Source organism: Streptomyces sp. NPDC031340 (assembly GCF_055569945.1).
The window spans coordinates 158,776-183,521 of sequence record NZ_JBVIIE010000014.1 but is presented as its reverse complement, the minus strand read 5'-3'; the positions used below and the strand labels follow the sequence as shown (position 1 = coordinate 183,521).

The window sequence follows — 24,746 nt, the reverse complement described above, 5'->3', positions numbered from 1 at the left end:
CCTGCAGACCCGTCCGCGCGCCGGTGATCCGGAACACCTGGACGCTGCCGCCGCCATGCTGCTTCCGCATCACATTCCACCGTCCGCCCGCATCGGGACTTGCCCGTACCTGACCGTCCGTGGCCCGCTCCGTGCCGCCGGGTCCGAACATGTCCACGTTACGCCGCGTCCGCGCCCGTCACGAGGGCGGGTCGGCACGCCCGTGGGACACCGGGGCCGCGCCGCGGCGCGCAGGGCTTGTCCGACATGCGGCGTACCGCGTCCGGCCCGACACTGGCCGTAATGCTCGCGTCAAGCCGTACGAGGAGGCAGTCATGGGCTGGTTGTGGGCGATCATCGTGGGCTTCGTGCTGGGGTTGATCGCCAAAGCGGTGATTCCCGGCAAGCAGCACAGTCCCCTGTGGCTGACCACCATCTGCGGCATCCTCGGCGCCATCGTGGGCAACTCGATGGCGCGGGGCTTCGGGATCGAGGAGACCCCCGGCTTCGACTGGGGCCGGCACATCTTCCAGCTGGGCGCGGCGATCGTCATCGTCTTCATCGTGGACATGCTGTACACCTCGATGAAGCGCAAGCGGCACGAGCAGCAACGGGCCTGACACCCCCGGGGCGCCGAAGGGGGGGGGGGGGGGGTGGGGCCCCCCCCCCCCCCCCCCCTCGGAGCCACGGGACGTCACTGGTCGGCGTCGTCCTTCTTGGTCTCGTCGGTGCCGTTGTCGGAGTCGCCCTCGCCCTCGATCACGGGGATCAGGGAGAGCTTGCCGCGGGAGTCGATCTCGGCGATCTCGACCTGGACCTTCTGGCCCACGCCGAGCACGTCCTCGACGTTCTCCACGCGCTTGCCGCCGGCCAGCTTGCGGATCTGCGAGATGTGCAGCAGGCCGTCCTTGCCGGGCAGCAGGGAGACGAACGCGCCGAAGGTGGTCGTCTTCACGACCGTGCCGAGGTAGCGCTCGCCGACCTCGGGCATCGTCGGGTTGGCGATGCCGTTGATCGTGGCGCGGGCGGCCTCCGCGGCGGGGCCGTCGGCGGCGCCGATGTAGATCGTGCCGTCGTCCTCGATGGTGATCTCGGCGCCGGTGTCCTCCTGGATCTGGTTGATCATCTTGCCCTTGGGGCCGATGACCTCACCGATCTTGTCGACCGGGATCTTGACGGTGATGATCCGCGGCGCGTTGGGGGACATCTCGTCCGGCGTGTCGATCGCTTCCATCATCACGTCGAGGATGTGGAGGCGGGCGTCGCGCGCCTGCTTCAGGGCGGCGGCCAGGACGGAGGCCGGGATGCCGTCCAGCTTGGTGTCGAGCTGGAGGGCGGTCACGAACTCCTTGGTGCCGGCGACCTTGAAGTCCATGTCGCCGAAGGCGTCCTCCGCACCGAGGATGTCGGTGAGGGTGACGTAGTGCGTCTCGCCGTCGATCTCCTGGGAGATCAGGCCCATGGCGATGCCGGCGACGGGGGCCTTCAGCGGCACACCGGCGTTCAGCAGCGACATGGTGGAGGCGCAGACCGAGCCCATGGACGTCGAGCCGTTGGAGCCGAGGGCCTCGGAGACCTGACGGATCGCGTAGGGGAACTCCTCGCGCGTCGGCAGGACCGGCACCAGGGCGCGCTCGGCGAGGGCGCCGTGGCCGATCTCGCGGCGCTTGGGGGAGCCGACGCGGCCGGTCTCGCCGGTGGAGTACGGCGGGAAGTTGTAGTTGTGCATGTAGCGCTTGCGGGTCACCGGGGAGAGGGTGTCCAGCTGCTGCTCCATGCGCAGCATGTTGAGGGTGGTGACGCCCAGGATCTGGGTCTCGCCACGCTCGAACAGGGCGGAGCCGTGGACCCGCGGGATGGCCTCGACCTCGGCGGCCAGGGTGCGGATGTCGGTGACACCGCGGCCGTCGATGCGCTTCTTCTCCTTGATGACGCGCTCGCGGACCAGGGACTTGGTCAGCGAGCGGTACGCGGCGGAGATCTCCTTCTCGCGGCCCTCGAACTCCGGCAGGAGCTTCTCGGCGGCGAGGGTCTTGACGCGGTCCAGCTCGGCCTCGCGCTCCTGCTTGCCGGCGATGGTGAGCGCCTGGGCGAGCTCGGGCTTGACCGCGGCGGCCAGCGCCTCCAGGACGTCGTCCTGGTGGTCGAGGAAGATCGGGAACTCGGCGGTCGGCTTGGCGGCCTTCGCGGCGAGGTCGGCCTGGGCCTTGCACAGCACCTTGATGAAGGGCTTCGCGGCGTCCAGACCGGCGGCGACGACCTCCTCGGTGGGCGCCTCGGCGCCGCCCTTGACCAGCTGGATGGTCTTCTCGGTGGCCTCGGCCTCGACCATCATGATCGCGACGTCGCCGTCCTCCAGGACGCGGCCCGCGACGACCATGTCGAAGACGGCGTCCTCGAGCTCGGTGTGCGTCGGGAAGGCGACCCACTGACCGCGGATCAGCGCGACGCGGACGCCGCCGATCGGGCCGGAGAAGGGCAGGCCGGCCAGCTGCGTGGACGCGGAGGCGGCGTTGATCGCCACGACGTCGTACAGGTGGTCGGGGTTGAGGGCCATGATCGTGGCGACGACCTGGATCTCGTTGCGCAGGCCCTTCTTGAAGGACGGGCGCAGCGGGCGGTCGATGAGGCGGCAGGTGAGGATCGCGTCCTCGCTCGGCCGGCCCTCACGACGGAAGAAGCTGCCGGGGATCTTGCCGGCGGCGTACATCCGCTCCTCGACGTCCACCGTCAGCGGGAAGAAGTCGAGCTGGTCCTTGGGGTTCTTCGACGCGGTGGTGGCCGACAGCACCATGGTGTCGTCGTCCAGGTACGCCACGGCGGAGCCGGCGGCCTGCCTGGCCAGGCGGCCCGTCTCGAAGCGGATGGTGCGGGTGCCGAAGGAACCGTTGTCGATGACGGCTTCGGCGTAGTGGGTTTCGTTCTCCACTAGCGTTTTCTCCGATACTTTTCGTCTTTTGTCCCGCCTGCCCGTGTGGCAGGGGGACCGTCACGGAGAAGCGCGCCGTCTGGTGCGGGCCGGTCTTCGATCGAAGCACCCGGGGCTCACGCCCGGGGGCCACTACCGAGGACCGGCGGCGGCGAGGTGCGCTTCTCGCTGTGTCGTACGTCGTGCGTCGCGCGTTGCGCGTCACACGTTGCGTGTCCTGCGTTGTGCGTCCTGCGTTGTGCGTTTTGCTACCACACTACAAAGCGCGGGTGACACTCCGCACGTTTCCGCACGTACGGTGAAGGTTTCCGTACCTACGGCAAAGGGAGCGGTCCCGATCCTCCGGGAACCGCTCCCCTTCACGGCGTCTTACTTGGCGCCCGCCGCACCGCGGCGGATGCCGAGGCGGTCGACCAGCGCACGGAAGCGCTGGATGTCCTTCTTCGCCAGGTACTGCAGCAGGCGGCGGCGCTGACCGACGAGGATCAGCAGGCCACGGCGGGAGTGGTGGTCGTGCTTGTGGGTCTTGAGGTGCTCCGTCAGGTCGGAGATCCGACGCGAGAGCATGGCGACCTGGACCTCGGGGGAGCCGGTGTCGCCCTCCTTGGTACCGAACTCGGAGATGATCTGCTTCTTCGTAGCGGCGTCGAGCGACACGCGTACTCCTCATGGTCTGTGAACGGCCACCGAGTGCCCCCGGTCCACTTCTCGGGGGAGCTTCCGTTACTCGGGAGGCGGGGATCCGCTGGGCGCGGCCTCCAGGGCGATGGGCTCCGGGGGCGCGTACACGAACGGCCGTCACTCAGGGTACCAGGAGGTGGCGGGCCTCCTGACCGCGGTCACCGAACCGCCCTGGGCGGGCCCGCGAGGCCACTAGGGTGAGCGGGACCGTTACGTAACGTAGGGAAGGGGTCGCTGCGGGATGGCGGAGACGGAGCAGGAGATCAAGGCGCGCAAGGAACGCGAGCGGGACGAGCTCTACGCCCTCGACATCTCCGGTGTGGAGTGGCACAGCGCGCCGGGCACGGAGGAGCACGAGGAGCGGGTCGAGATCGCGTACCTTCCCGACGGGGCCGTGGCCATGCGCTCCTCGCTCGACCCGGACACCGTGCTGCGGTACACCGAGGCGGAGTGGCGGGCCTTCGTGCTCGGCGCCCGGGACGGGGAGTTCGACCTGGAGCCGGCGCCGGGGAGCGGGGAACCCGCCGCGGAGTGAGGGCGGGACGCACGGGCGTCGACGAGTTGCGACGAGGGGCGGCACAGGTGGGTGCCGCCCCTCTTCCGTGTCTGCCGGCCAGGCCCCGGTTCTTCAGCCTCGGTTCACCGGCCTCGGCCGGTCTCAGTGCTTGAGGCCGGCGCTGCCGATGCCGAGGGCCAGCAGTACCGGGTCCTTCGGGGTCTTGTCGTCCCGGACCAGCTCGCGCTTGGCGAAGAACATCCGGCCCTGCTCGTAGACCATGTCCGACTGTTCCGGGTCGCTGAGGTCGTACTCCTCGTCCTCCGGCAGCTGGAACAGCAGGAGCGGGGTCTCCTTGTCCGTACGAGGATCCCAGCGCACCACGGCCGCGGGCTGGACGGGGTCGCCGCTGCGGCGGTAGATCAGCAGGTCGTCGCCGCTCATCCGCAGCGGATACACCATCTGCCTGTTGCGTCCCTCGAACTTGCCGGCGGTCCGGCCGGTCTTCCGGTCGAACGCCACGATCCAGTCCGGCGCCTGGCCGGCGTCGAAGTTCTCCTTGCTCAGGACGTACACCTGGGTGCGGCCCGCGACCACGCCGTCGCAGTTCTCCACCACGCCGAAGTACCCCGCCCCGAAGTAGCGGTCCTCGCACTTGGGGTCGTAGCCGCTCGTCGAGATCGTGGCGAGGTGCTTGCCGTGGTCGTCCAGCGTGATGAGGTCGGTGACCAGGCTGTCGCCGGCCGCCACGGCCAGGACCGGCGGGTCGGAGGAGGGGAGGTAGACGTCCTGTACCCCGGCCGCGAGCCGGTACGTCCACTCGGCCCGGCCGGTGCGCGGGTCGAGCCTCTGCACCCGGTACCGGGTGTCGGGCAGGGGACCGCAGGCCTCCAGCGCGAGCAGCGCGCCGCCGCCGGCGAAGCCCTTGTCCTCGCACCGGGAGACGCTGGTGCTGTTCCACAGCTGCTTGCCGGTCTTCATGTCGTACGCGACCGAGCCCTGGCCCCAGGCGACGGCGACGACGCCCTCGGTCAGAGTCAGGTTGGTGTTCGTCACGAAGGCGGACTCGGCCTTCGGCATCTTGGCCTGCCACAGCTTCTTGCCCGTGTCGAGGTCGACGAAGACCACCTGGTCGCAGACGCCCTTCGTCTTCGCTCCCGCGGGCTTCGCCGGCTGGACGACGACCGCGGTGCGGCCGTCGGCGGTGACATGGCGGCTGGTGGCGCACAGGTGGCCGCTCAACTTCAGCTTCCAGGCGATGTCGTCGTAGCCCGGCTCGACGCGGTAGCCCTCGATGCGGTTGGCGACGCCCTTGGCGAGGATCTTCTTGGTGGCCCAGGTTCCGGGGGCGTAGCGGGGGTTGGTGTCGGAGTTCGCGGCGAGGTCCGCCTCCTTGTGCTCGACCACCGGTTGGCCCTCGGGCGAGACGGGGTCCTTCTCCACCGTGTCCCTGATCTCGTCCGGTTTCTGGACGGCGGCGACCGGGGTACGGCGGTCCGGGGTGCCGCCGCCGGAGAACGCGAGCCAGCCGCCCACGCAGCCGACGACGGCCACGACGGCCGCCAGTGCGCCCAGGAGTTGGAGACGGCGGCGCCTGCGCACGCGGTCGGCCGCGAGTGTGGACTGGGTGTAGATCGAGGGAGGTGGGCCGAAGCTCACGCGAAGAAGTCCTTTTCGGTCGGGTGCAGTCAGGGAAACGGCTCGGAGCGGCCCTACTATGCCTGCCGGCCCGTGCGCGACGGGGAGGAGGTACGTCGCCGACTGCGGCGTGAACGGATCTGCGGTCGTGGCCTGTTGGGCATCCGGGCGGTCCATTCCAGTACATCCACTGCTTTGTTCACCAATACGCGGGATGCACAAGGCACTTACGGGCAGGCTGTGACGCAGTGGGCAGGCGCTCGGAGACAGACAGGCCTGCCGGGGCGGGGCTTGTGGTGATTAGGCTGGGACGGGGCGCGTCGCCAGAACCCGTGGACCCGGCGGTGACGTCCCAGGGGGAGAGCCGGTGCGTCGGACGACCTCGAAGAACGACTCAGGACGACAAGCAATGGTCGCCCCAGCACGGCATGCGGGTGCTCGACCACACCAGGAGGAACTGTGAGCAGCGATCGGGACGGGATCCGCGGGGGCTGGGCCACACCCGGCGATGACCAGCCCGACGCGGAATCCTCCATCGAGACGACGGGCGAGTTCACCATCGACTACGCGCCGCCCGCCTGGTACACGCAGAACGCCTCCGGGGGTTCCGGCTCCGGTTCCCGGGCCGCGGAGACTTCGGGGCCGTCGTCCCAGGAGTCCAGGGCCGCACAGGGTCCGGGGCAGGGTCCGGGGCAGGGTCCGGGGCAGGGGGCCGACGCGGCTTCCGGCGGCGCCGGTGCCGGTACTGATGCCGGTTCCGGGGTGCCCGCTGCCGCGGCCGGCTCGCCCTCCGGGTTCTCGCTGTCGTCGTTGCCCGGGCTGACCCCGCCGGCTCATGTGAATCCCCGGCCGCCGGTCGCGGGGCCCGCGCCCGTTCCGCCGCCGCCTACTGCGGCTCCGGCTCCGGCTCCGGCTCCGGCTCCGGCTCCGGCTCCGGCTCCGGCTCCGGGGGCACCGTTCACGCCTCCGCCGCCCGCGCCCGGGGCTCCCTTCACGCCGCCGGCTCCCGCGCCCGGTGCTCCGTTCACGCCGCCCGCGCCTCCTGCCCCGCCCGCGCCGCCGGTCGGCGCTCCCGTCGCGGTCCCGAGGCTTCCGGTAGGCAGTGGATTCGAGCCGCAGCTCCCGCAGCCGCCGCAGCCTGAACCGCAGGTCGCGGCGGAGTCCGGGAACGGTGACCTGGAGAGCGGCGCCACCATGCGGATCTCCGCCGTCTCGGTGAAGCGGGAGGTGGCGGAGCACGCCGACGCCGCGGTCGTTGCCACGCCGACGCCGAGGCCGGAACCGGATCCGATGTCGGAGCCCGAGCCGGCCGAGGAGGCGGTCGCGGAGAGCCCGGCGGATGAGACGTCCGGTGAGGACGACGGCGAGTTCGGCGGCCCCTCGGGTACGTCGGAGGCCGAGGACGCCCGGCCCGAGGGTGCGGCGGAGGACACCGCTCCGGGCGACGCCGAGGCGGAGGTCGAGGTCGAGGAAGAGCCCGAGGCCGAGGAAGAGGAAGAGGCGGAGGTAGAAGCCGACGTCGAGGCAGACGCCGACGGGGAAGCGGAGCCCGAGGACAGCGTGTCCGAGGTGGCCGAGCCCTCCGACGTCGTGACTGCGGAGGCCGGGCAGTCGGACGCTGATCCTTCGGACGCGGTGATCGCTGACGCCGAGCCCTCCGACGTCGTGCCCGCGGACGCCGGGCCTCATCAGGACGGCGGGCCCCAGGACGCCGTTCCGGCCGTGCCGGACGCCCCGCAGGACGCCCCGCAGGACGCCCCGCAGGACGCGCCCCCGGTCGCGGCTCCCGCGCCCGCCCCGGCGCCGCAGGCCGGGCTGCCGCCGTTGCCGCCGTCGTACCAGCCGGCCGCTCCGGCACCGGCGGCCCAGTGGCCGGCGCAGCCGCAGCCGCAACCGGCGGAACCGCCGGCGCCCGCGCAGCCGCAACCGCAGCCGTCGCCCGCCGAGGGCCAGCAGCCCGTGCCGCCGCAGCCGTTCCAGCCGCAGGCTCCGCAGCCCGCCCCGGCGGCCTGGCCCCAGCAGCCGCCGCCCGCGCCTGCCCCGCAGGCACCGGACGGTTACGGCTTCCCGCACCAGGGAGCACCGGCCCCCGCTGTCCCGCAGCCTCCGGCACCGCAGGACGGCTACGGCTTCCCCCACCCCGGCATGCCCGCGCCCGGGCCCGCACCGGCCCCCGCTCCCCCGCAGCCCTTTGCCCAGCACCCGGCCGGCCCTCCGGCGCCTGCCCCCGCACCGCAGGACGGCTACGGCTTCCCCCACCCCGGCGCACCGGCCCCCGCGCCCGACACCCCGGGCGGCTACGGCTTCCCCCAGGCCCCCGCGGTCCAGCCCCAGCCCCAGCCTGGGGTGCCTCCGCAGGGCGTGCCCCCGCAGGCTCCGCAGGCGCCCCAGATGCCCCAGCCGCCCGTCGACCCCCGGGCCGGGACCGCGTGGCCGCAGCCCATTCGGCACGACCAGCGGCAGCCCACCAACCCCGGTGCCGCGCCGCTGGGTTACACCGCGGCCGTGGAGCTGTCGTCCGACCGGCTGCTGAACAACAAGAAGCAGAAGGCGAAGAGCGGGCGGCCGACCGCCGCGTCGTCCCGGTTCAAGATCGGCGGGAAGAAGGAGGAGGCCGAGCGGCAGCGGAAGCTGGAGCTGATCCGGACGCCCGTGCTCTCCTGCTACCGGATCGCCGTCATCAGCCTCAAGGGCGGTGTGGGCAAGACGACCACGACCACCGCCCTCGGCTCGACGCTCGCCACCGAGCGCCAGGACAAGATCCTCGCGATCGACGCCAACCCGGACGCCGGCACGCTCGGCCGCCGGGTGCGCCGTGAGACCGGGGCCACCATCCGTGACCTCGTCCAGGCGATCCCGTACCTCAACTCCTACATGGACATCCGCCGGTTCACCTCCCAGGCGCCGTCCGGGCTGGAGATCATCGCCAACGACGTGGACCCGGCCGTGTCCACGACGTTCAACGACGAGGACTACCGGCGCGCGATCGACGTGCTCGGCAGGCAGTACCCGATCATCCTGACCGACTCCGGCACCGGTCTGCTCTACAGCGCCATGCGCGGCGTGCTCGACCTCGCCGACCAGCTGATCATCATCTCGACGCCTTCGGTGGACGGGGCGAGCAGTGCCAGCACGACGCTGGACTGGCTGTCCGCGCACGGCTACTCGGACCTCGTCTCGCGCTCCATCACCGTGATCTCGGGCGTCCGCGAGACCGGGAAGATGATCAAGGTCGAGGACATCGTGTCGCACTTCGAGACGCGGTGCCGGGGGGTGGTCGTGGTGCCCTTCGACGAGCACCTCTCCGCCGGTGCCGAGGTCGATCTCGACATGATGCGGCCGAAGGTCAGGGAGGCGTACTTCAACCTCGCGGCGATGGTCGCCGAGGACTTCGTCCGGCACCAGCAGTCGCACGGTCTGTGGACCTCCGACGGCAACCCGCCGCCGGTTGCCGCACCGCCGCTGCCGGGCCAGTTCCCCGGCCAGCCGCTCCCCCAGCCGGGCCAGCAGGTCCCGGGGCAGCCCATGCCCGCTCAGCCGTACGCCCCGGGTCAGCCCGTCCCCGGGCAGCCCGTCCCCGGGCAGCCCATCCCCGGGCAGCAGGTCCCCTACCCGCAGGCACCGCAGCCGCAACCGCAGCACCAGCAGCCGCAACCGCAGCCGCCCCAGCCCGGGCAGCCGTACGCCCCCGGTCAGCCGTACGCCCCGGGTCAGCCGTACCCGCAGGCCCAGCCTTACCCGCAGGCGCAGCCCGGCCAGCCGGCCTACCCGCAGCCGGGGCAGCCCTACCAGCAGCCCTCGCCGCCCCAGCCCCAGCCCCAGCCCCAGCCCCAGCCCGGTTACGGCTACCCGCAACAGCAGCAACCGCAGCAGCCGGACGGGCAGAACCCGCCTCCGCCGCCCCAGCAGTAGGCCGGCAGCAGCCGGGAGCAAAGGAAGGGCGGCCGGTGCCCATGGGGCACCGGCCGCCCTTCGGCGTCACAGCGGCGGTCAGCCGGCCGCGGCCACCAGTTGCCGGCAGCGCTCGACGTCCTTGGCCATCTGCTCCAGCAGCGCTTCCAGCGACTCGAACTTCGCCTGCCCGCGCACGAACGCCAGGAAGTCCACGGCGACGTGCAGGCCGTACAGATCAAGGCCGACACGGTCGATGGCGTACGCCTCCACCGTGCGCTCGGTGCCGTCGAACTGCGGGTTCGTGCCGACGGAGATCGCGGCCGGCATCGCCTCGCCCTGGGCGTGCAGCCAGCCGGCGTAGACGCCGTCGGCCGGGATCGCGGTGTGCGGCAGCGTCTCGACGTTGGCGGTCGGGAAGCCCATTTCCCGGCCCCGCTGGGCTCCGCGCACGACCACGCCCTCCACCCGGTGCGGGTGGCCCAGGATCTCCGCGGCGCCCTTGACGTCGCCCTCGGCGACCAGGCGCCGGGTGAGGGTCGAGGAGAACGGCTCGCCGCCGCCCGCCTCCCCGCTGACGTACAGGTCGACGACCTCGACCTCGAAGTCGTAGATCTTGCCCTGCTCGGCCAGGAACTCGACGTTGCCCGCGGCGCGGTGGCCGAAGCGGAAGTTCGGGCCCTCGACGACCGCCTTGGCGTGCAGCTTGTCGACGAGGACCTTGACGACGAAGTCGGCCGGCGACAGCTTCGAGAACTCGGTGGTGAACGGCAGGATCAGCACGGCGTCCACGCCGAGGTCGGCCATGAGCTCGGCGCGGCGGTGGTGCGGGGCCAGCAGCGGCGGGTGGCTGCCGGGGCGTACGACCTCGCTGGGATGCGGGTCGAAGGTGACGACGACGGCGGGAACGCCCAGCTCCCGCGCACGGTCCACGGCATGCCTGATGATCAGCTGGTGCCCGCGGTGCACCCCGTCGTAGGAACCGATGGTGACGACGCTGCGCCCCCAGTCCTCGGGGATGTCCTCCAAGCCACGCCAGCGCTGCACTGTGACCGCTCCTCGAACCCGTGTCCGTATTTCCCGTTGACCACGTTTACCGTTGGCCACTTACGCAGGTCTAAGGGTGCCATGCCGGGGGCGGCCTGCCCGCACCGGCATCAAGGCTGTGACCGGACGCACGTGTCACCTCTGCTCGGATCCCGACTCGCCCGCTCTCAGGCCGGGACGCGGACGCCCGCGATGTCCTCGAGCGTCCGGCGGGCGCCGGGGCCGACCACGGCCGCCCAGGCCTGCGGCGCGTCGGACAGCCAGCCGAGCACGCGGGCCGCGAAGCCGGGCACGCGGCGGCCCAGGTCGGCCAGGCGGCGGTCGAAGCGGGCCGTGCCGTCCGGGGTGCGGGTGAGGAGCAGGCCGGTGCGGTGGACCAGGGCGCGGACGTCGTCGCCGTCGTGGCGGACGACCGTGTGCAGCACGGCGTCCAGGACGGCGGGGGCCTCTTCGCCGGCCAGCAGGACGTCGAGGAGTTCGCGGCGCATGGGCCGGGAGGCGGGGGCCCCGGGAGCTGTCAGGACGGCGGCGAGCGCGACGCGCAGGTCCTCGGCACCGCCGTCGAGCAGCCCGGTGACCAGGGGAAGGAGTGCGGCGCGGGCGGTGGGGCCCCGGTCCAGACGCCGGTCGACGTGCGCGGCGACGGCGGCACCCACGCCGCCGCCGGCGCAGACATCGACGCACGAGTCGGCGCAGACACAGGCGCGGACGTCGGCACGGACGTCGGCACGGACGTCGGCACGGACGTCGGCGGCGGTCTCCGGCCCCCGCCACACGGCCTCCCGGCCCTGCCACACGGCCTCCCGGCCCCGCCCCGCCGCCTCCCGGAGGAGTGCGGCGACCCGGTGGGCAACCGGCGGCGTGGCCGCGTGGACGAGCGTGCGCAGCGCCTCCGCGACGTCGGCGCCGGGCCGGCGCAGCCGGGCGCGGAAAGCGTCCAGGACCGGGTTTGGGTGGGTCGTCAGGGCACCGGCCAGCGCGTCGGCCGGGAACGCCGGGTCGCCCGCGGTGAAGTGCCGCAGCGCCTGAGGGAGATGGCGGGAGCGGGTGCGCGGATCGCGGACGAGGAGGGCGAGCGCGCCGCCGTGCAGGGCGCGGTCGGCGGGGCGGGCGAGCAGCGCGAGGGCCACGTAGCGCAGCAGGGCGCGGTCGACCTCCGTGCGCACGTGCGGGGCGGCGCGCAGCCCGTGCGCCACCGCGGCGGCCCGCCGGGCCGGCCGTTCGTCGTGCGCCCACCGGTCGACGGCCCGGCACAGGGCGGACGGCTCGTCCTGCGCCAGCGCGCCGAGCAGTTCGCCGGCCCGCCGGTGCCCGCTCTCGACGAGCACCTCGGTCAGTTCGTCCAGGGCGCGCCGCCGGTGGGTGTGCAGCAGCGCCTGCGCGGCATCGGCGACGCTCGCGTGCGGGGTCGCGGGCAGCGGCCGGTCGTCGTCGAACCAGCCGACGAGGAGCGGCTGTACGACGGCGGGGTCGGCGGCGAGGAGCCGGGCGGCCGTGTCCAGGAAACGCGGGCCGGTGTCCTGCGGGGGGTCGTCGGCGAGGACGAGAATGCGCAGCAGGCCGAAGCGGACGGCTTCCGGGACGGGCAGCGTGCTCCAGAAACCGGGGCCGAGCTCCCGCGCGAACGCGCCCTGTCGGGGCCGCTCGGCCACGATGCGGTCGGCGAGCCCGCGCAGCACCTCCTCGTACGGCGTCGCGTCCGGTACCCGGCGCAGGGTCTCGGCGAGCAGCCGGGCGGCCCACCAGGAGCGCGGCCCCGGGTCCGGGGCGTCCCCCAGCGCGTCGGCCAACTCCTCCAGGCGTGCGGCGAGTTCGCCGGTGCCGTGGCGGCGGCCGAGGAACAGCAGCGCCTCGGCGACGGGGCCGACGCGGTGGTGCGGCACGGGGCCCGGCCCGGTGCCGGGCGGGGTGCGGTGGTGGACCAGACGGTGGAGCGCCTCGTCGAGGTCGAGGTGCATGCCCTGGAGCCAGTCGGCCAACTCCTCATGGGCGAACCGGTAGTCGGAGCCGACGGGTACGAGGAGGCCCTCGGCGAGGACGGCGGACGCCCAGCCGGCACCGCCGCCGAGCCGTGCGGGGGCCCGGTCCGGAGGGAACACCGCCTCGAACGACGCCCGGGCGAGCGTGCCCCGGCCGGAGGCGAGGCTGCGGCGGGCGGCCTCGTGGACCTGGCCGGCGACCCTGACGGCGAGCCGGCGTACGACGGAGCCGCGCAGGCCGTTCGCGGCGGCGAGGCGTTCGGCGACGCGCAGGCACGTCAGGTCCAGGTGGGCCGAGAGGACGTCGTCGCGGTCCACGCGGGCACGGGGGCCGTCGGCGATGTCGGGCAGGGCGGCGCGCACCTCGGACAGCAGCCGGAGGGTGAGCGGGTGCCGGGCGTCGGCGCCGCGCAGGGTGTCCCCGGGGATGCCGTGGAGCGCGCTGGCCCGGCGGGCCTCGTCCTCGGTGAGGTCGCCGAGGTGCACGCAGGGCGGCAGCCCCGCGGGGGCCGCCGGGGTCCGGTCGCCGGGGGCGAAAGGCGCGGCCCGGTGCAGCAGGTCCTGGGGGAACATCGCGCCCGCCTCCTCCCAGTACTCCGCCCGGCAGGCCACCACCAGCCGCGCTCCCGTCTCCCGCAGCCACCGCGCCGTCCCCGCGGCCCACTCGGACAGCCGGCAGGCGGACTCGGGAGGCGTCTCCTCGGGGTCGTCGAGCAGGATCAGCAGCGGCCGGCCGGCCGTGCGGGCGACGTGGGCGAGGCGGGCCGGGCCGGCGTCGTCGAGTGCGGGACCCGCCGCTCGGCCCACCGCCCCGCGCGCCGCCCGGGCCAGGGCCCGGTGGGCGGCGTCCGCGACCGACGCGTCGGTCGCCCGCAGGTCGGCGCCGCGCAGCCACAGCGTGGGCGCGGGCTCCGCGCCGCGGGCGCGACGGGCGGCGAGTGCCGCGAGTTCCGTCGTACGGCCGCAGCCCGGCGGTGCGACGAGTGCGAGGACGGCGGCCGGGCCGGCGCTGAACGCGGCGAACTCCCGCGAGATCGCGGCGCGTTCGACCAGCGGACCCGATGGCACCCCCGGTGGTGCATCCCATGACGCGTACGGTGGCGCGTACGGCGACGCGTCCGATGCCATGCCTGGTGGCGCGTCCGATGGCATGTCCGACGACGGATCCGGTGGTGCGTCCGGGCCGGACGAGGCGGCCGTCAGGCGGAGGACTCCGGCCAGGTTCAGGTCGGCGCCGTACGCCGGCACCGTGGCGGCGTTCTCGGCGAGCAGTGCGGCCAGCGGGCCCTCGGCTGCGTGCGGTGGCACGGCGAAGCCGGTGTCGCGGTGGCCGGACCGCAGCGCGGTGCCGAGGACGCCGGTCACCGCGCCGGTCGCGGCGTCCAGCACCGGTCCCCCGGCCGCCCCGCCGCCGGGCCGCAGCGCGTCCCGGCCCGCCGTGCCGACGGCGAGTTCCAGCGCGTCGCCGAGGTGGTACAGACGGTCGCCCGTCGTGTACGTCACCGGCGTCGCGCCGAGCACCCGCGCCGCGCGCCAGCAGCCGGCCGCGATGCTGACGTACGTGCCGCTCTCGACGCGGTCCCGCACGCTGATCGGAAGCGGCTCGAGGCCCAGGCCCTCGGTGCGGACGAGGGCCAGTCCCAGCGCGGGCAGCGCGGTCACCGCGTCCGCTGTCACCCGGCAGCGTCGGTCACCGGCGCCGTGCAGCACCAGCCCGGCCAGGCCGTCGACCACTTCGTGGGCGGTGATCAGGGTGCCGTGGTGGTCGGCCGCGAACGCGGTGCCCCGGGGACGGCCGGCAAGGTCGTGGACGCGGGCGAGGGCGGCGTCGGGGGCCCGAGCGGCCTCGCGGGCCAAGGCACCCTCACGGGCCAAGACGTCCGCGCCCTCGCGGGCGAAGGCACCCTCGAAGGCCAGGGCGGCCTCGGGGGCCGGCCGGGCGCGCCACGGAGCCCGTTCGTGCCGAGGGACCTCTCCCGCCATGGTCGAACCTTCCGCCGTACATCCGCCGTACATCTGTGCACCGACCTCGACGGTAGGCACGACATGATCGGCGCGACAGAGCGCGGCGGGAACGCGCCCCCTCGCACTCCCTCGGTTCACTCCGAGCGCCTGCCCGGACGGGTGAATGGACGGGGCCGGTCGGACACAACCTGGATGTGGGGGAACCGAGGGGGGACCGTGGAGCGGCGGGCACATCGAACCCCGTGACCGCCGCTCCACGGGCAGGCCGCGGCCGGCTCAGCCGAAGACGGCCAGGCTCTTGGCCTTGCCCTTCTGTTCCTCGACGAGCGCGAGGAACCGGCCCTCGGGGTCGAAGACGGCCACGGCTCCGGCGCCGGCGTACACGTCCGGCATCTCCAGGCGTACGCCGTTGAGGAGCAGCCCGGCCCGGCGGGAGTCCACGTCCCAGCGGGGGAACGCGGCGGCGGCCGCCTCGGCGATCGGCATCACGGTCAGCTCCTGCTGGAGCTGGTCCAGCGTCCTGGCGGCGTCCAGCTTGTACGGGCCGACGCGGGTGCGGCGCAGCGCCGTGAGGTGGCCGCCGACGCCCAGGCCGGCGCCCAGGTCGCGGGCCAGCGCCCGGATGTAGGTGCCGGAGGAGCAGACCACCGACACGACCAGGTCGAGGACCGGGGTGCCGTCCTCGGCGACGGCGTCCCGGACGTCGTACACGGCGAACGACGAGACGGTGACCGGGCGGGCCGGGATCTCGAAGTCCTCGCCCTCGCGCGCCCGCTTGTACGACCGCACGCCGTCGATCTTGATGGCGCTGACCTTGGACGGCACCTGCATGATGTCGCCGGTCAGCGCGGCGATCCCGGCGTCGACGGCCTCGCGGGTGATCTTGGAGGCGTCGGTGGACGCGGTGATCTCGCCCTCGGCGTCGTCGGTGACCGTGGTCTGGCCGAGGCGGATCGTGCCCAGGTACTCCTTCTCGGTCAGCGCCAGGTGGCCGAGGAGCTTGGTCGCCTTCTCGACGCCGAGGACCAGGACCCCCGTCGCCATCGGGTCGAGGGTGCCCGCGTGGCCGACGCGCCGGGTCCGGGCGATGCCGCGCATCTTGGCGACCACGTCGTGCGAAGTGAAGCCCGACGGCTTGTCGACGATGACGAGGCCGTCGGGCGTCCGGTTGTTCTGGGTCATTCGGCGGTTTCGTCCTCGTCCTCACCGGGCTTCTTGTACGGGTCCGCGCCACCGGCGTACGCGGCGCCCGCGGACGCCTCGCGCACCTTGGCGTCGGACTCGCGCGCCCTGTCGAGGAGGTCCTCGATGGTCCGGGCGGTGTCCGGGAGGGCGTCCGCCACGAAGGTCAGGGTCGGGGTGAACTTGACGCCCGCCGCCGCGCCGACCGCGGAACGGAGCACGCCCTTGGCGCTCTCCAGACCGGCGGCCGCGGCCTTGCGCTCCTCCTCGTCCCCGTACACGGTGTAGAAGACGGTCGCCTCCCGGAGGTCCCCGGTGACCCGGGTGTCCGTGATGGTGACGTGCGAGCCGAGCCGCGGGTCCTTGATCCCGCGCTGCAGCTTCTGGGCCACCACCTCTCGGATGAGGTCCGCCAGCCTCTTAGCCCGCGCGTTGTCGGCCACTGGTCGTCTCCCGTTCTTTCTTTCTCTGCGTTCTGTGGTCAGTCGTCGTCGCCGTGGAAGCGGCGTCTCACCGACAGCAGCTCCACCTCGGGGCGCCCGGCGACCAGCCGCTCGCACCGGTCCAGTACGTCGGTGACGTGGCCCGCGTCGCCTGCGACGACCGCCAGGCCGATGCCGGCCCTGCGGTACAGGTCCAGGTGGTCGACCTCGGCCGCGCTCACGGAGTACTTCCGCTGCAGCTCGGCGACGATCGGACGGACGACGGAGCGTTTCTCCTTCAGCGACCGTACGTCGCCGAGGAGCAGGTCGAAGGACAGAGTCCCCACATACATGTGTGCCCGGATGACCCGCCGGTACGGGATTGATGGGCCCGCCGGACCACCGGCGGGAACATCAGCACCGTACAACGAACGGCCGGGGCCGATCGACGGAAATTACTCTCCGTCGACCGGCCCCGGACCGGACCGTCTCGGAAGGCCGGGCGCTTACGCGCGCGGCTTCTCCCGCATCTCGTACGTCGCGATGACGTCGTCGACCTTGATGTCGTTGAAGTTTCCGAGGTTGATACCGCCCTCGTAGCCTTCGCGGATCTCGGTGACGTCGTCCTTGAAGCGACGCAGACCCTCGATGTTGAGGTTCTCCGCGACCACCTTGCCGTCGCGGATGAGGCGCGCCTTGGTGTTGCGGCGCACCTCGCCGGAGCGGATGAGCACACCGGCGATGTTGCCCAGCTTGGACGACTTGAAGACCTCGCGGATCTCCGCCGTGCCGAGCTCGACCTCCTCGTACTCCGGCTTGAGCATGCCCTTGAGGGCCGCCTCGATCTCCTCGATCGCCTGGTAGATGACCGAGTAGTACCGGACGTCCACACCCTCGCGCTCGGCCATCTGCGCCGCGCGGCCGGCCGCGCGGACGTTGAAGCCGATCACGATGGCGTCGGAGCCCATCGCCAGGTCGATGTCCGACTCCGTGACCGCACCGACGCCGCGGTGCAGGACCCGGATGTCGACCTCTTCGCCGACGTCCAGCTGGAGCAGGGAGGACTCGAGCGCCTCGACCGAACCGGAAGCGTCACCCTTGATGATCAGGTTCAGCTGCTGGACCTCGCCGGCCTTCAGCACCTTGTCCAGGTCCTCGAGGGACACACGACGCGTGCGCTTGGCGAAGGCCGCGTTGCGCTCGCGGGCGGCGCGCTTCTCGGCGATCTGACGGGCCGTACGGTCCTCGTCGACCACCAGGAAGTTGTCGCCCGCACCCGGGACGTTGGTCAGGCCCAGGACCTGGACCGGCGTCGACGGGCCGGCCTCGGCGACGTTGTTGCCGTTGTCGTCGAGCATGGCGCGCACCCGGCCGTAGGCGTCGCCCACGACCATCGTGTCGCCGACCCGCAGCGTGCCGCGCTGGACGAGGACCGTCGCCACGGCACCGCGGCCGCGGTCGAGACGGGACTCGATCGAGATGCCCTGCGCGTCCTGGTTCGGGTTGGCCCGCAGGTCGAGCGAGGCGTCGGCCGTGAGGATCACGGCCTCCAGCAGCGAGTCGATGTGCAGACCCTGCTTGGCGGAGATGTCGACGAACATGGTGTCGCCGCCGTACTCCTCGGCCACCAGGCCGTACTCGGTCAGCTGACCGCGCACCTTGGTCGGGTCGGCGCCCTCGACGTCGATCTTGTTGACCGCGACGACGATCGGGACGTCGGCCGCCTTGGCGTGGTTGAGCGCCTCGACCGTCTGCGGCATGACGCCGTCGTTGGCCGCGACGACCAGGATCGCGATGTCGGTCGACTTCGCACCGCGGGCACGCATGGCGGTGAACGCCTCGTGACCCGGGGTGTCGATGAAGGTGATCTTGCGCTCTTCGTCGTTGACCTCGGTCGCGACCTGGTAGGCACCGATGTGCTGGGTGATGCCGCCGGCCTCGCCCGCGATGACGTTCGTCTTGCGGATGGCGTCGAGCAGGCGGGTCTTGCCGTGGTCGACGTGACCCATGACGGTGACGACCGGCGGACGGACGACCAGGTCCTCCTCGCCGCCCTCGTCCTCGCCGAACTCGATGTCGAAGGACTCGAGCAGCTCGCGGTCCTCCTCCTCGGGGCTGACGATCTGAACCGTGTAGTTCATCTCGCCGGCGAGGAGCTGCAGCGTCTCGTCGGAGACGGACTGCGTGGCCGTGACCATCTCGCCCAGGTTCATCATCACCGCGACGAGCGACGCCGGGTTGGCGTTGATCTTCTCGGCGAAGTCGGTGAGCGACGCACCGCGCGACAGGCGAATGGACTCGCCGTTGCCGCGAGGCAGCATCACGCCGCCGACCGACGGGGCCTGCATGGCCTCGTACTCCTGGCGCCTCTGCCGCTTCGACTTGCGGCCACGGCGCGCGGGACCACCGGGACGGCCGAACGCGCCCTGCGTGCCACCGCGACCGCCCGGACCACCGGGACGACCGCCGAAGCCGGGACGGCCACCGCCGCCGGCACCGGGACCACCCGGACGGCCGGCGAAGCCACCGCCGCCGCCACCGGGACCACCGGGACGACCGGCGAAGCCACCGCCGCCACCGCCGCCGGGACGACCGGCGAAGCCGCCGCCGCCCGGACGACCGGCACCGCCGGGACGACCGGCACCGCCGGGACCGCGGCCACCGGGGCCACCGCCGCCGGGACGCGGACCCGCGGCGGGACGCTGCGGCATCATGCCGGGGTTCGGACGCGGGCCGCCGGGGCCGCCGCCGGGACGCGGACCGCCCTGCGGACGGGGCATGCCGGCCGGCGACGGACGCGGACCGCCCGGAGCCTGCGGACGCGGACCGCCGCCCTGGGCGCCACCGGGCGCCTGGGGACGGGGACCGGCGCCGGGGGCACCGGGACCGCCCGGACGGGCTCCCTGCGGCCGGGGCGCCTGCGGGCGCGCCATGCCGGTGGAGCCACCGGAGGTGAAGGGGTTGTTGCCCGGGCGCGGACCGGCCGGGCGTCCGCCCGGACGCGGGGCCTGACCGCCGGGACGCGGAGCGCCCTGACCGGGACGGCCCTGACCCTGACCCTGACCGCCGGCCGGACGGCCGCCGGGCTTGGGGGCACCGGGACGCGCGCCGGGGCGCGGACCCTGGGAGGCCGGCGAGGACGGGGCCGGAGCCGGCGCCGACGGCGGAGCGGTGAACTCCGGCGTGGTGGGCGCGGCCGGAGCCGGACGCGGTGCGGGCCTGGGGCCCGGCGTCGGGCGCGGTCCCGCAGCCGGCGCGGGGGCCGACGACGGGGCCGCGGGCTGCTGCGCCGCGGCGGGCCTGGGCGCGGCCGGAGCCGGCGCCGGCGGCCTCGGGGCAGCCGGACGGGCCGCCTGCGCCGGAGAGGGCGCGCCGGGCTTGGGGGCGGCCTTCCGGGGCGCGGGGCGGCCGGCGGACTTGCCGTTGCCGCTGCCCGCCTGGAAGGCGTCAGTCAGTTTGCGTACTACGGGCGCTTCGATGGTCGAAGACGCCGAACGGACGAATTCACCGAGTTCCTGGAGCTTGGCCATGACGACCTTGCTCTCGACACCGAACTCCTTGGCGAGTTCGTAGACCCGGACCTTAGCCACTTCGCTCCTTTGAGGTCCGGGTTGCGGCCGGACCGTCGCTAGTTCATGGGCGTACTCATCGCGTACTCATCGAGTGCTCATCGCAATCTCGACCTGCTTTCGACTCGCGAGGTACCAGGCCGCACGGGGTTCCGCGCGGCACGACTTACGGTGTTGCCCGATCGGCAACTGTCGTCTGCTCGACGTATCGGCGCAACGCCTTTGTGTCGAGCGCTCCCGGGGCGCGCAGTGCCCGCGTGAACGCCCGACGGCGTACCGCCTGGTCGAGACAGACCGAGGCGGGGTGCACATAGGCACCCCGGCCGGGCAGCGTACCGCGAGGATCGGGGACGCACTCGTCCTCGATCGCCACGATGCGCAGTAGGTCGACCTTGGCCGCTCGCTCCCGGCATCCCACACACGTGCGTTCAGGGCATGTTCGGGTGCGCGTCCGGCCAGACACTCTTAAGTCTACCTCCCCGTACCGACCTCACCCCTTTGGGGCTGAGATCGAACGTTGCTGCGCACATAACTGTCGTGATCTAAGCGACCTGCGGCTTGGAACTATTCCCCGGCCGTCTGCTCGGTGTCCGGGCGGATGTCGATACGCCATCCGGTGAGCCGGGCGGCGAGCCGGGCGTTCTGCCCCTCCTTGCCGATGGCCAGGGAGAGTTGGTAGTCCGGCACGGTCACCCGGGCGGACCTGGCGGCCATGTCCACGACCTCCACCTTGGAGACGCGGGCCGGCGACAGCGCGTTGGCGACCATCTCCGCCGGGTCGTCCGACCAGTCGACGATGTCGATCTTCTCGCCGTTCAGCTCGCCCATGACATTGCGCACACGTCCGCCCATGGGGCCGATGCAGGCGCCCTTGGCGTTCAGGCCCGATCGGGTGGACCGGACGGCGATCTTCGTGCGGTGACCGGCCTCGCGGGCGATCGCGGCGATCTCGACGGATCCGTCGGCGATCTCCGGCACCTCGAGCGCGAACAGCTTCTTCACCAGGTTCGGGTGCGTGCGGGAGAGCGTCACGGACGGGCCGCGGACGCCCTTCGCCACCCGGACGACGTACGACCGCAGGCGCGTGCCGTGCTGGTACGTCTCGCCGGGCACCTGCTCCTGCACCGGCAGGATGGCCTCCAGCTTGCCGATGTCCACGAGCACGTTCTTCGGGTCGCGGCCCTGCTGGACCACGCCGGTGACGATGTCGCCCTCGCGGCCGGCGTACTCGCCGAGCGTCGCGTCGTCCTCGGCGTCGCGCAGCCGCTGCAGGATCACCTGCTTGGCGGTGGTGGCGGCGATACGGCCGAAGTCGGACGGGGTGTCGTCGAACTCGCGGGGCTCCTGCCCCTCCTCGAGGTCCTCGGGGTCCTCCTTCGCCCACACGACCACGTGACCGGACTCCCGGTCGAGCTTCACACGCGCGTGGCGGTGGCTTCCCTCGGTGCGGTGGTAGGCGATGAGGAGGGCCGACTCGATCGCCTCGACCAGCAGGTCGAAGGAGATCTCCTTCTCCCGTACCAAGCCCCGCAGGGCACTCATGTCGATGTCCACGGCTACGCCTCCTCTGCGTTCTCTTCGTGCTTGTCCTTACGGCTGAACTCCACCTGCACGCGGGCCTTCTCGATCTCGGGGAAGGCGACTCTGCGTGTGGTGGCCTTGCGCCCCTTGACCCCGGGCACCTCGAGGTCGAGTCCTTCGTCGTCGACCCGCAGGATTCTGGCGACCAGCTCGCCGCCCTCGGCCAGCTGGAACTTCACCAGCCGGTCGATCGCGCGGACGTAGTGCCGGTGTTCCGTGAGGAGGCGTTCCGCGCCCGGGGTGCCGACCTCGAGGGTGTACTCGCCCTCGCCCATCGCGTCCGTCTCGTCGAGCTTCGCCGAGAGCGCGCGGCTCACATCGGCGATCTTGTCCAGATCGGCACCGGTGTCGGAGTCGACGACGACGCGCAGCACCCGCTTGCGTCCGACCGAGTCCACCGCGATCTCCTCGAGATCCAGGCCCTGGGAGCTGACGAGCGGTTCCAGGAGCTCTCGCAGCCTCTCGCTGTGGGTGGTGCTCATCCGGGTGACTCCTCGGCCGCGTGTGCTGTTGTGGGATGGGTCGCGTGTCTGGTCAAAGGGTATCGGGTCGCGGGGGGTGTTGCCGTCCACCTGCGCACGGGCGGGCGCCGGTGCCGGCGCCTGGCGGCGGGCGGAGGCGGGGACAGTGCCGGCACACCGCGACGGACACAGGCACGGCCGGTCCCGGCGGCGCGGAGACAGGACCGGGCGCCGGTGCCCGGCGGCGGGCGGGGGCGCGGCCGGTCCCGGCGGCGCGCGCGGCGGACGGTGACACGGCCGGTCCCGGCGCCTGGCGGCGGGCGGAGGCACGGCCGGTCCCGGCCGCGCGGAGACACGACCGGGCGCCGGTGCCCGGCGGCGGGCGGGTGCACGGGCGGTGCCGGTGCCCGGCGGCGGGCGGGGGCGCGGGCGGTGCCGGTGCCCGGCGGCGGGTGGGGGCGCGGGTACCGTGATCACGGCGGGCGGCCCTCCCGCCCGTTTGTTCGTACGAGCCTCCGAGGACGTCAGCCGTGCCGTACCCCCCGCCGTCGCGCGCCCTGTCCGCGCCGCGCAGAAGATCCCTGCTCGCCTCGGCCGCCGGGGCCGCCCTGCTGGCGGGCTGCTCGTCCGGAGCCGGCCCGTCGGAGGAGGGCGGGGGCGGCCGTCCGTCGGCCGCCGAGCGGGCTCGCGCGCGTGCGGCCCGGGACAGCGCGGGCCTGCTGGAGCGGTACGACGGTGCGATCGCCGCGTTCCCGGGGCTCGCGGAGCGGCTGGCACCGCTGCGGGCGGAGGTCGCGCGGCATGCGGAGGCGTTCGGCGGCAAGGGCGGGACGGCGTCGCCGTCCCCGTCGGTCCCGTCGGCCACCGCGTCCGCGTCGGTGACCGCGTCCGCGTCGGCGTCGGCCGCCGCGCCCGCCGACGAGAAGTCCGCCCTGGCCGGGCTCGCCGCCGCGGAGCGCGCCCTGGCCGACCGCCGCACGGCCGCGCTCGACGGCCTGCCGGGCGAACTGGCCCGCCTGCTCGCCTCGGTGGCGGCGGCGGGCGCCGCGCACGCGTACCTGCTGACGGAAGGCGCCCGGTGAGCGAGCAGAGGCGGTTGCAGGCCCTTCAGGCGGCGCTGGCGGCCGAGCATGCCGCCGTGTACGGGTACGGGGTGGTCGGCGGGCGGATCGGTGAGCGGCGCCGGGCGGAGGCCAGGTCCGCCTACGACGCCCACCGGGCCCGGCGGGACACGCTGGTGCGCGAGGTGCGCGACCTGGGCGGCACCCCGGTGGTCGCGGCGGCGGCGTACGCGCTGCCCTTCCCGGTGCCTGACTCGGCCGCGGCCGTGCGGCTGGCCGCCGAGCTGGAGGACCGGGTGGCCGGGGTGTACTCCGACCTGGTGCGGGCGGCCGGGGGCGAGTTGCGGCGCGGCGCGGCCGAGGCGCTGCGCGAGGCGGCGGTGCGCGCGGTGCGCTGGCGCGGGGAGAGCGTAGCCTTCCCTGGTCTCGCCGAGCGGGCGGCCGGTGCCGGCCCGTCGGCGACGCCGACCGCGTGACCGGGACTGGAAGGGGACGACTCGCGCATGGCCTTGGAACCCCCGCGACGCCTGGTCAGGGCGCTCGGTGAGAGCGCGCCGGGCGGTGACGGATGGCTGGAGCGGCTGCCCAGGACGGTCCAAGAGGCCGTTGCCGTGCGTGAGTTGACCGTCGAGCGGGTCCAGGTGCCGGGCGGGCGCAGCAGTCTGGTGGTGCTGGTGCGACGGCCGGACGGCACTCCCGCTGTGCTCAAGCTGGCGCCGCCCCGGGCGCGTCCGGAGAGTGAGCGGGCCGCGCTCGCGCACTGGAGCGGCCTGGGTGCCGTGCAGTTGCTGGAGCCCTTCGTGACCGAGGGCGTACTGCTGCTGGAGCGGCTGCACCCTGACGTCTCGGTGCGGTCCCTGCCGGAGGCGAGGGCCCAGCTGGAGGCGGCGGGCACGCTGCGGCGGCTGTGGGTCGGGCCGCCCGCCGGACACGCCTTCGAGACGGTGGCCGGGCGGACCGGCCGGCAGGCGGCGGCGATGCGGGCGAGCGCGTCGGCGGACCCCGAGCTGGCCCCGCTGGTCGACGCGGCGCTCGCGGCCCGCGAGGAACTGCTGGCGGCACCGCCCGAGCAGCGGCTGCTGCACGGGACCTTCCGGCAGAGCAAGGTGCTCGCCGGGGAGCGGATGCCGTGGCTGGCGGTGGGCCCGGACCCGGTGGTCGGCGAGTGCGCCTTCGACCTGGCGCGGCTGGTGCGGGACCGGGTGGAGGACCTGATCGCCTCGGCGTCCGGGGCCACCACGACCCGGCGGCGCGTGAAGCGGCTCGCCGAGGCGCTGGAGGTCGACCGGGAACGGCTGCGCGGGTGGACGCTGTTCCGGGCCGTGGAGTCCGGCGTGCGGGCGCGCAGGGTCGGCCGGGAGCGGGACGCCGAACTGCTGCTGGAGTTCGCGAGCTGGCTCTGACCCCGGCCCACCGGCCGGCCGCCAGGCCGTAGGGAAGACCCGGCCGCCTCGCCGCCCGGACCCCGGCGACCCGCGGCACCTTCGGCCCGGACTCCGTGGACGGGCCCGCACGCCAGGCCGGCGCCGAGGCACGAGCACGCTGCCGCTGGGCGCGGCGAGGTGACGACCGGCGACCCGGCGCCGGCGGAGACGGGCGGCGAGCACGGGCTCGGCCCGCGACGCGCGCCCTCCTCATCGCGCGACCGCGACACCGACCGGACGTCACAGCCTGCGCGGACCGACGCCACCGGGTCCGGATCCCCCGGCGGCCGAGTGCGGCGGACCCCCGCCTGGAGGGGACCGGAACCCGCCGGGAGCGGACCGGACTCCACCGCGAGCCGGACCGGAGCCCGCCAGGAACGGCCCGGACTCCACCGGGGGCACGGACCCCAACGCCGCCACAGCCCGCAACGCCACCGGGGA

18 protein-coding genes and 1 pseudogene are annotated in these 24,746 nt (G+C 73.7%); 6 read left to right on the top strand and 13 right to left on the bottom strand.

Annotated elements, in window-relative coordinates; translation table 11 throughout:
- Nucleotides 1–151: pseudogene (locus tag ACZ5GT_RS13750) on the bottom strand (DUF3099 domain-containing protein); the annotation flags it as partial.
- Nucleotides 152–314: 163 nt separating this feature from the next.
- On the opposite strand from ACZ5GT_RS13750, the gene ACZ5GT_RS13745 reads away from it, so the two are divergent.
- Entirely contained in the window at nucleotides 315–599 is a 285-nt protein-coding gene (locus ACZ5GT_RS13745) for a GlsB/YeaQ/YmgE family stress response membrane protein (RefSeq protein ID WP_004933101.1), read from the top strand.
- 74 nt (nucleotides 600–673) lie between these two features.
- On the opposite strand, the gene ACZ5GT_RS13740 is transcribed toward ACZ5GT_RS13745, so the two are convergent.
- Both ACZ5GT_RS13740 and rpsO read right to left on the bottom strand, forming a co-directional pair.
- Nucleotides 674–2,908 carry a polyribonucleotide nucleotidyltransferase gene (locus ACZ5GT_RS13740; protein WP_469020798.1) on the bottom strand — a complete coding sequence of 745 codons (2,235 nt, stop codon included), beginning with the start codon at nucleotides 2,906–2,908 and terminating at the stop codon, nucleotides 674–676.
- 369 nt (nucleotides 2,909–3,277) lie between these two features.
- On the bottom strand, nucleotides 3,278–3,565 hold the full coding sequence (gene rpsO, locus ACZ5GT_RS13735) for a 30S ribosomal protein S15 (protein ID WP_030041128.1): 288 nt from the start codon (nucleotides 3,563–3,565) through the stop codon (nucleotides 3,278–3,280).
- Between the two features lie 265 nt (nucleotides 3,566–3,830).
- Between rpsO and ACZ5GT_RS13730 the strand changes: the two genes are divergently transcribed.
- A complete protein-coding gene (locus tag ACZ5GT_RS13730; RefSeq protein WP_324790270.1) occupies nucleotides 3,831–4,124 on the top strand; it encodes a DUF397 domain-containing protein in 294 nt (97 codons plus the stop codon).
- A gap of 123 nt (nucleotides 4,125–4,247) precedes the next feature.
- Here ACZ5GT_RS13730 and ACZ5GT_RS13725 read toward each other — a convergent pair whose 3' ends face one another.
- The gene (locus ACZ5GT_RS13725) at nucleotides 4,248–5,744 is read right to left on the bottom strand and encodes an outer membrane protein assembly factor BamB family protein (protein WP_469020787.1); all 1,497 of its coding nucleotides are present in this window, start codon (nucleotides 5,742–5,744) and stop codon (nucleotides 4,248–4,250) included.
- Between the two features lie 438 nt (nucleotides 5,745–6,182).
- Between ACZ5GT_RS13725 and ACZ5GT_RS13720 the strand changes: the two genes are divergently transcribed.
- On the top strand, nucleotides 6,183–9,635 hold the full coding sequence (locus ACZ5GT_RS13720; RefSeq protein WP_469020780.1) for an SCO5717 family growth-regulating ATPase: 3,453 nt from the start codon (nucleotides 6,183–6,185) through the stop codon (nucleotides 9,633–9,635).
- A 78-nt stretch (nucleotides 9,636–9,713) separates the two neighbouring features.
- Here ACZ5GT_RS13720 and ACZ5GT_RS13715 read toward each other — a convergent pair whose 3' ends face one another.
- The 9 genes from ACZ5GT_RS13715 to rimP form a co-directional block, all read right to left on the bottom strand.
- Nucleotides 9,714–10,661, bottom strand: a complete 948-nt coding sequence (locus ACZ5GT_RS13715; protein WP_469020777.1) for a bifunctional riboflavin kinase/FAD synthetase — start codon at nucleotides 10,659–10,661, stop codon at nucleotides 9,714–9,716.
- A gap of 167 nt (nucleotides 10,662–10,828) precedes the next feature.
- Nucleotides 10,829–14,623 (bottom strand): trypsin-like peptidase domain-containing protein, encoded by a 3,795-nt coding sequence (locus tag ACZ5GT_RS13710; RefSeq protein ID WP_469020772.1) that lies wholly within the window; start codon nucleotides 14,621–14,623, stop codon nucleotides 10,829–10,831.
- Nucleotides 14,624–14,881: 258 nt separating this feature from the next.
- Complete coding sequence (truB, locus tag ACZ5GT_RS13705) at nucleotides 14,882–15,787, bottom strand: tRNA pseudouridine(55) synthase TruB (RefSeq protein WP_469020769.1); 906 nt, start codon at nucleotides 15,785–15,787, stop codon at nucleotides 14,882–14,884.
- On the bottom strand, nucleotides 15,784–16,230 hold the full coding sequence (gene rbfA, locus ACZ5GT_RS13700; protein ID WP_469020766.1) for a 30S ribosome-binding factor RbfA: 447 nt from the start codon (nucleotides 16,228–16,230) through the stop codon (nucleotides 15,784–15,786). Before rbfA ends, truB begins: the two co-directional genes overlap by 4 nt.
- Nucleotides 16,231–16,268: 38 nt before the next feature.
- Nucleotides 16,269–16,562, bottom strand: coding sequence for a DUF503 domain-containing protein (locus tag ACZ5GT_RS13695; RefSeq protein WP_324790263.1), 294 nt, complete (start codon nucleotides 16,560–16,562; stop codon nucleotides 16,269–16,271).
- 153 nt (nucleotides 16,563–16,715) lie between these two features.
- A complete protein-coding gene (gene infB / locus ACZ5GT_RS13690; RefSeq protein ID WP_469020756.1) occupies nucleotides 16,716–19,799 on the bottom strand; it encodes a translation initiation factor IF-2 in 3,084 nt (1,027 codons plus the stop codon).
- 145 nt (nucleotides 19,800–19,944) lie between these two features.
- Complete coding sequence (locus ACZ5GT_RS13685) at nucleotides 19,945–20,241, bottom strand: YlxR family protein (protein ID WP_469020754.1); 297 nt, start codon at nucleotides 20,239–20,241, stop codon at nucleotides 19,945–19,947.
- A 101-nt stretch (nucleotides 20,242–20,342) separates the two neighbouring features.
- Nucleotides 20,343–21,332, bottom strand: a complete 990-nt coding sequence (gene nusA, locus ACZ5GT_RS13680; protein WP_469020751.1) for a transcription termination factor NusA — start codon at nucleotides 21,330–21,332, stop codon at nucleotides 20,343–20,345.
- A gap of 2 nt (nucleotides 21,333–21,334) precedes the next feature.
- Nucleotides 21,335–21,841 carry a ribosome maturation factor RimP gene (gene rimP, locus ACZ5GT_RS13675; RefSeq protein WP_469020748.1) on the bottom strand — a complete coding sequence of 169 codons (507 nt, stop codon included), beginning with the start codon at nucleotides 21,839–21,841 and terminating at the stop codon, nucleotides 21,335–21,337.
- A gap of 509 nt (nucleotides 21,842–22,350) precedes the next feature.
- On the opposite strand from rimP, the gene ACZ5GT_RS13670 reads away from it, so the two are divergent.
- Genes ACZ5GT_RS13670 through ACZ5GT_RS13660 form a run of 3 tightly spaced genes read left to right on the top strand, consistent with a single transcriptional unit; the run spans nucleotide 22,351 to nucleotide 24,284 of the window.
- Complete coding sequence (locus ACZ5GT_RS13670; protein WP_469020745.1) at nucleotides 22,351–22,902, top strand: hypothetical protein; 552 nt, start codon at nucleotides 22,351–22,353, stop codon at nucleotides 22,900–22,902.
- Nucleotides 22,899–23,357: a ferritin-like domain-containing protein gene (locus ACZ5GT_RS13665; protein ID WP_469020742.1), complete on the top strand. Its 459-nt coding sequence runs from the start codon at nucleotides 22,899–22,901 to the stop codon at nucleotides 23,355–23,357. The genes ACZ5GT_RS13670 and ACZ5GT_RS13665 overlap by 4 nt, the downstream gene beginning before the upstream one ends.
- Nucleotides 23,358–23,384: 27 nt before the next feature.
- Nucleotides 23,385–24,284, top strand: a complete 900-nt coding sequence (locus ACZ5GT_RS13660) for an aminoglycoside phosphotransferase family protein (RefSeq protein WP_469020739.1) — start codon at nucleotides 23,385–23,387, stop codon at nucleotides 24,282–24,284.
- The last annotated feature ends 462 nt before the right edge of the window (nucleotides 24,285–24,746 follow it).

What these genes read in the sequence shown, in the direction of transcription:
- ACZ5GT_RS13745 (WP_004933101.1), top strand. Translation starts at nt 315, where the DNA reads ATGGGCTGGTTGTGGGCGATCATCGTGGGCTTCGTGCTGGGGTTGATC.
- ACZ5GT_RS13730 (WP_324790270.1), top strand. Translation starts at nt 3,831, where the DNA reads ATGGCGGAGACGGAGCAGGAGATCAAGGCGCGCAAGGAACGCGAGCGG.
- ACZ5GT_RS13710 (WP_469020772.1), bottom strand. Translation starts at nt 14,623, where the DNA reads ATGGCGGGAGAGGTCCCTCGGCACGAACGGGCTCCGTGGCGCGCCCGG.
- truB (WP_469020769.1), bottom strand. Translation starts at nt 15,787, where the DNA reads ATGACCCAGAACAACCGGACGCCCGACGGCCTCGTCATCGTCGACAAG.
- ACZ5GT_RS13695 (WP_324790263.1), bottom strand. Translation starts at nt 16,562, where the DNA reads ATGTATGTGGGGACTCTGTCCTTCGACCTGCTCCTCGGCGACGTACGG.
- rimP (WP_469020748.1), bottom strand. Translation starts at nt 21,841, where the DNA reads ATGAGCACCACCCACAGCGAGAGGCTGCGAGAGCTCCTGGAACCGCTC.
- ACZ5GT_RS13660 (WP_469020739.1), top strand. Translation starts at nt 23,385, where the DNA reads ATGGCCTTGGAACCCCCGCGACGCCTGGTCAGGGCGCTCGGTGAGAGC.